This window comes from Bartonella sp. AD328YNZD (assembly GCF_042196425.1).
This window is the reverse complement of sequence record NZ_JBHIQG010000175.1, coordinates 1-5,289: the sequence shown is the minus strand read 5'-3', so window position 1 is coordinate 5,289 and position 5,289 is coordinate 1. Positions and strand designations below refer to the sequence as shown.

9 protein-coding genes are annotated in these 5,289 nt (G+C 36.9%); 2 read left to right on the top strand and 7 right to left on the bottom strand.

Annotation, left to right across the window (positions count from 1 at the left end; all coding sequences use genetic code 11):
* Positions 1-377 (bottom strand): single-stranded DNA-binding protein (gene ssb, locus ACFIO3_RS08430; RefSeq protein WP_375704311.1); only part of this gene is annotated, 377 nt, incomplete at its 3' end.
* A 301-nt stretch (positions 378-678) separates the two neighbouring features.
* Here ssb and ACFIO3_RS08425 point away from each other — a divergent pair.
* Both ACFIO3_RS08425 and ACFIO3_RS08420 read left to right on the top strand, forming a co-directional pair.
* Complete coding sequence (locus ACFIO3_RS08425; protein ID WP_004859817.1) at positions 679-870, top strand: hypothetical protein; 192 nt, start codon at positions 679-681, stop codon at positions 868-870.
* Between the two features lie 67 nt (positions 871-937).
* Positions 938-1,366, top strand: a complete 429-nt coding sequence (locus ACFIO3_RS08420; protein ID WP_375607166.1) for a type II toxin-antitoxin system HicB family antitoxin — start codon at positions 938-940, stop codon at positions 1,364-1,366.
* A 42-nt stretch (positions 1,367-1,408) separates the two neighbouring features.
* Here the strand turns inward: ACFIO3_RS08420 and ACFIO3_RS08415 are convergent, their stop codons facing one another.
* From ACFIO3_RS08415 to ACFIO3_RS08390, 6 genes are all read right to left on the bottom strand, one after another.
* Positions 1,409-1,957: an antA/AntB antirepressor family protein gene (locus ACFIO3_RS08415; protein WP_375704310.1), complete on the bottom strand. Its 549-nt coding sequence runs from the start codon at positions 1,955-1,957 to the stop codon at positions 1,409-1,411.
* A 379-nt stretch (positions 1,958-2,336) separates the two neighbouring features.
* Positions 2,337-2,852: a hypothetical protein gene (locus ACFIO3_RS08410; protein WP_375704309.1), complete on the bottom strand. Its 516-nt coding sequence runs from the start codon at positions 2,850-2,852 to the stop codon at positions 2,337-2,339.
* Positions 2,839-3,186 (bottom strand): hypothetical protein, encoded by a 348-nt coding sequence (locus ACFIO3_RS08405; RefSeq protein WP_375704308.1) that lies wholly within the window; start codon positions 3,184-3,186, stop codon positions 2,839-2,841. Before ACFIO3_RS08405 ends, ACFIO3_RS08410 begins: the two co-directional genes overlap by 14 nt.
* 182 nt (positions 3,187-3,368) lie before the next feature.
* On the bottom strand, positions 3,369-3,755 hold the full coding sequence (locus ACFIO3_RS08400; RefSeq protein WP_375615449.1) for a hypothetical protein: 387 nt from the start codon (positions 3,753-3,755) through the stop codon (positions 3,369-3,371).
* Positions 3,739-4,869: a hypothetical protein gene (locus ACFIO3_RS08395; RefSeq protein ID WP_375704307.1), complete on the bottom strand. Its 1,131-nt coding sequence runs from the start codon at positions 4,867-4,869 to the stop codon at positions 3,739-3,741. Before ACFIO3_RS08395 ends, ACFIO3_RS08400 begins: the two co-directional genes overlap by 17 nt.
* Positions 4,859-5,206 (bottom strand): DUF1376 domain-containing protein, encoded by a 348-nt coding sequence (locus tag ACFIO3_RS08390; RefSeq protein WP_375704306.1) that lies wholly within the window; start codon positions 5,204-5,206, stop codon positions 4,859-4,861. The genes ACFIO3_RS08395 and ACFIO3_RS08390 overlap by 11 nt, the downstream gene beginning before the upstream one ends.
* Positions 5,207-5,289 lie beyond the last annotated feature (83 nt).

Below are 5,289 nucleotides of genomic sequence, written 5' to 3'. Positions count from 1 at the left end.
GAAGTAATGGGTGAAGGGAATGCCGATTGCTCTTTTTTGGCATCAAGCAAATACAACTCGCCTTTGAATTGTGGTAAGACAATCTCTGTTGTGTAACGGTCATGACCATTTTTATCTTGCCATTTACGTGTTTGTAATTTGCCTTCTATGTAAACCTTTGAACCTTTACTGAGATACTGAAGAGCAATTTTTGCTAAATGTGGATTAAAAACCACAATGGAGTGCCATTCTGTCTTCTCTATTTTTTGATTGGTCTTTTTATCTGTATAGGTTTCAGAAGTTGCTATACTAAAATTGACTATTTCAGCTCCAGAATTCATTGTTTTGCTTTCGGGATTAGCACCAAGGCGCCCGATTAACGTCACTTTATTTAGCATATTTGTAGCCCCATTAGATTAGCAATTTATACATAAAAAATCTTAGCATAATTTGCATATTTATGCAATTATTTCAGTTTATTAATAACAGTTTTTTAAGTATTACATTATAATATTATTTGACAAATTATTCATCAAAAAAACATGTCACACAAATGGCACCGCTTTCTTATTACTGCTTTTAACTTTTTAATAAATATCCTTTCATTTAAGAGTCTGTATCAAACTTTTTTGTTCGATTTATTGTTGACCATCGAACCTTTTTGTGCGATATTCATTTTATGCAGAAAGGGGAGGCTAAATGAAACGAGAAGCACTGCTTAGAGAATTACGTAAAGAAGCCAGAAAAAGAGGCATTCATTACAGTGAAGCTCCTGATGCAGGTAAAGGGTCACATTATTTGGTAACTTTTGGAGACAAGACAACCGTTATAAAATCTGGTGAATTGACCCCACTTTACGTGAAAATAATAAAAAAGCAGTTGGGGGTATGAGTTACTCTCTCAACGGCTTTAATTTTTCGTTTCAAAAGCATTTCGATCATGGCGAGGAGACCTAAATATGGAATACACGTATCAAGCAAAACTGGAATCTGATCCAGATGGTGGTTTTATTGTAACCTTTCCAGATGTACCAGAAGCAATAACAGCTGGAGAAAATAGAGCAGAGGCATTAGAGAATGCTGTTGAAGCTTTAGGGTTAGCATTACGGAGCTATCCTATGCGTGGTTTGCCTTTACCAATGCGACAACAGTATAAAGGTCTTGTAGAGGTTACGGTAGATGCATGGAATGCTCTTAAACTTGCAGTGGTAGAAGCCTTTAATGAAGCGAATATCACAAAAACAGAATTGGCACATCGTTTGGGTAAAAAAGAAACAGAAGCAAGACGCATTCTTGATCCCAATTATCCAACGAAGCTTCAAACATTAGAGCAAGCACTGAGTGTTCTTGGCAAGCAAGTTGTTATCACAATCAAAGATGCGGCTTAACTTCCTCCCCACCTTTAAAGATGGGGAGTTATGTTTTTAAATCTAAGCAGCTTTTACAACAGATTTTGCTAAGACCTGTTTTGCTTCTTCAATGAGTGTTTTATACTGTTTGCTTTCTTCTACCAATGTAAAGGCTTTAACAAGATGCATGTGGAGAGGTCCATAAATGTAAACAGCCTTTTTAGTTGGAGACATTTTATCCCAATCTTTTGGGAAATCAAAGCGTGTATCACGGTCATAATCAACAGATTGGCTTTTTAGTTTCTTCTCACACTCAATAAAGTAACGACGTGCTTGACGTCCTTTCTCATTGCGTTCAACCATTGAGAGCTCTTTTGCCATGTCTAGAGTGAGATGATATTCTATTGCTGTAACAGCTCTAGATTTTGCGCTTCCCAATTTTGGGAACCGCAAATCTTGTGTTTTTATGAAGTCTTTACCTTCTTCAAATGTATATTGATTAATACGATCCGTAATCCAAGTAGCGAAACGTTTTCCTATTTCCATGAATGCGTGTAACTCACGCGCATTGACCGTTTGCACAATTTCTTGATCAATTGTTAGTTCTTTAATTTCTATGAGAGTGTTCATGTGAACTCCTGTTCGATTAGACGTTTTTGATTGACACTCAATAAAGAATGCCGGGTGCTCAAAAACACGGCGAACAGTCCGTCGTTACGCTTTTCCCATAAGGGTATTGTATAGCGCAACTACACCCGACAATGCCATTATATGCGTGCAACATACAATGAGTCAAAGCCTTTAATGTGCGGAAGAAAAATTGTGTCGGCAATCTATCCGCTGTTCGTTTAAGGTGTTTTTGAGGCACCTAATATCGAAGATATACATTACAGAAATAATGTCAAGCGGCTTCCGATAGTTTTTTTATCTCCTTGTTGATTTCATCTATGAACGTTGAGAAGAGACAACACCATTTAATCTAAACAGTTTTATAAAATTGGAAATTTTACTATGGCTTTTTAATGGAGCACTGTAGTGTGTAAATAGATATATTTATTAAACTGCGTGTACGTAACATAAGAAACAATACACAAACTAAAAAGGAATACCAAAGAGCAATATCTGAGTACCAAAGTACAGTATCCAATGAAAAAGAAAGCTTATGCTCTACGTAATTAGAAATAACAGATAAAGAAACCGTTTCTTTATAACTACTTGGGAAAATTAAAACGACAAGCGCTAAACTTATTAGTTTTAAGAGTCTGTGCAAATACTGTTGTAAATCACGTGTTAGTTTCACCCAACCCGTTGTATCATCATCTTTATATTTTGGATTGTTCTGCAACTCAAAAGGAATATGAGAATTGCATAAAATTACAAAAATATTTGTTATTATTATCAAACCAAAAGATGCAAATATCAAAATACTTTGAATAAAGTAGGGATTTTTTTTAATTCCTAAAAAACATAAAAATATAAAAGTTATAATACCAAACAAGGCTCTTATCTGCTTATCTGTCAACATATTCATTTTCCACGGTTTTCGATAGTTTTTTGATCTCTCTGTTGATCTCGTCTATAAGAGGCTCGTAATTGAGAACGCTTTTCGGAATAGCACCACCGTAAACCCATGCTTTCACTTGCGCTTTGGTGCTAAAATCCGCATTTTCTGGTGTGGTATAATACTGACCGCCATCAAACTTTTCACACTCTCTTGTACCGTCTTCATATTCGTAGAGGTTGTAAAAATACTCCTCTGCTCCATCTCCCCAAGGAACATACCCAACAGCCGTTGCAACCCACTTTTTTTGCATAGGCTGTTTATGATTTGTTAAGAACAGTTGTTTTAAAATTTCCATGTTTTTAGTCCATAATTTTACCAATAGGTTAATTTACCTTAAATTTGACCGTACAGAGCGTTTTGTGTTACTGGTGTGGTTTTCATTATAAAATCTTTAAATCGCTTTGTACGGTACATTTTTGATGATTTAAACGCATATCTAATCACAAAACCATCAGCACTTTTCACTAGTTTGCTGTTTTAAGCCGCTTTTGAATTGCTACTGTTATGTTGCTCTTCACTAGGCTTTCCTATTCTCATGAATGAAATGCGCTTGCCTCCTAAGGCTAGGTTACGCGTATTTTCAACTGCTGTAAAAACTCTCTCAGCAACACCATAAAGCCCGCTTTCTAAATCACGACAATACTGCGCCAGATCAGCACATGAGGGGACAAAGGTTGTTGACATGCCTTTTGCTTCACCACGTATAAGATTTTTAACAGCTTGCAATAAAGACCAGAGTGAAATGCCGTTAAGAGCTGCGATATAAGCCTTTGCACGCGCTTCTACATTCGAAACTTTTTGCATTGTCAAACCACCTTCAAGTACATCAAGAGCCTCTGCTATGTCTTCAACAGACGCTTTCACGGTAAGTAAGTTTTGAACAGTCTGATAAGCTTCTAAAGCTTGTTTCTCTAGGGTTGCTGTCAATTGAATGCCATTTCTCAAAGTCCATGGGAACTCCAGAGTTACACATTGCTCTATCTGTTGCACGGTATCTTGTAGAGGCGTCACTAAGCTGTGTTGCACCGATAAGATTACGGATTGTCTCTCCGGTACTACCACGAGTTCTTTGATCTTTTGAAAAGTTTCCATTGTTTCCACCATTGTTGTTCGTGTTTTTCGTTTTTTCTAAATCATCAACTGCCTTTCGCACCCAGTTTCTCCACGTTGCTTGCCAATCGGTTTTGGTTGCATTTGCTCCGGCTTTTGAACGCCAATAATCTCGAAATTTTGCGATTTCGACTTTCACACGCTCTGAAGGCAAACCCGCTTCGATTGCAAAATCGTAATCGGGTTCGAAATCATTCGGTAATCGACAGCCCCGATTAGCTTTTGACCGCTTAGCTTTTTTCGGAACGCTTGTCTGCTCGTGAATGGGAGATTGGTTATCTGATGATGTTGCGGTTTGCTCTGATTGGCTCTCAACAGCATCAACCTCGATTGGCTCTTGAACCAAATCAGTGATTTCTAAATTTTCAAAATCAATTTCTTTTTTTGCTAAAACGATAGTTTTAGTTTTTTTATTATATATGTTATTGTCTATGTTAATGTGTTTCATCATGATGTCATCATGACCTCGTGATGACATCATCATGACCTCATCATGGTCTTTTGATGAGTCATCTTTATGTTTTTTTCTCTTAGTATTTGCAGCTTTTATAGCTTTTTCTGAAAGTTTATTTAAATTCTCATTGCAATTTTTTAATTCTTCTTCAACATCGAGATTCCATAAACGACCATCTGCTAAACGAATGATGTATCCCTCTTCTAGCAAAACATTCAATGCTGTCTCAAATTTCTTTACTGAATAACCAGTGTAATGAGATAAAACTTTAATATTACAAAAAAGAGGTTCACCAGTACGAAGCATGCGAAACCGCAATCTCATATAGATATTACCTTCTACAGGAGGTAAATAATCGACAACTACTGCCCATCTATCTGCAAAAAGCCTCGTCCACGGTAATTTAGTTGACATATTTCCCCTCCTTTTCTTTATTATTATTAAAGGCAAAATTATCTAGCTCTTCACTGAGGTTATTGAGTTCTTCTTCAACGCGCGTATTCCACAATCCATTATCTGTCTCAACAAGTTTATCATTCCTCATTAAGTATTCGACAAGAGTTGCAAATTTTTTCTGCGAACAATTGCAAGCACGTGCAAGCGTTTCAAAATCTTCTTTAATTGGTGCTTTTTTATCGTACATGCGAACGAGAAGCGTCATATAAGCGCCCCTTTGCTCTAACGTCATTCCATCTGTACCACTTATCCAGTCATACAAATGGAATCTTATCCATGGCATACCATTAGACATGCGCATCCCCTTCTTTCATTAAATATAAAATTGCCAAAGCATCTGCTTCGTTGTCGTCACAAGGCGCGTGACCTTTTGCACGC

Excerpts from the sequence above, each read along its gene's own strand:
- ACFIO3_RS08425 (WP_004859817.1), top strand. The coding sequence starts at position 679 with ATGAAACGAGAAGCACTGCTTAGAGAATTACGTAAAGAAGCCAGAAAA.
- ACFIO3_RS08420 (WP_375607166.1), top strand. The coding sequence starts at position 938 with ATGGAATACACGTATCAAGCAAAACTGGAATCTGATCCAGATGGTGGT.
- ACFIO3_RS08415 (WP_375704310.1), bottom strand. The coding sequence starts at position 1,957 with ATGAACACTCTCATAGAAATTAAAGAACTAACAATTGATCAAGAAATT.
- ACFIO3_RS08410 (WP_375704309.1), bottom strand. The coding sequence starts at position 2,852 with ATGTTGACAGATAAGCAGATAAGAGCCTTGTTTGGTATTATAACTTTT.
- ACFIO3_RS08405 (WP_375704308.1), bottom strand. The coding sequence starts at position 3,186 with ATGGAAATTTTAAAACAACTGTTCTTAACAAATCATAAACAGCCTATG.
- ACFIO3_RS08395 (WP_375704307.1), bottom strand. The coding sequence starts at position 4,869 with ATGTCAACTAAATTACCGTGGACGAGGCTTTTTGCAGATAGATGGGCA.
- ACFIO3_RS08390 (WP_375704306.1), bottom strand. The coding sequence starts at position 5,206 with ATGTCTAATGGTATGCCATGGATAAGATTCCATTTGTATGACTGGATA.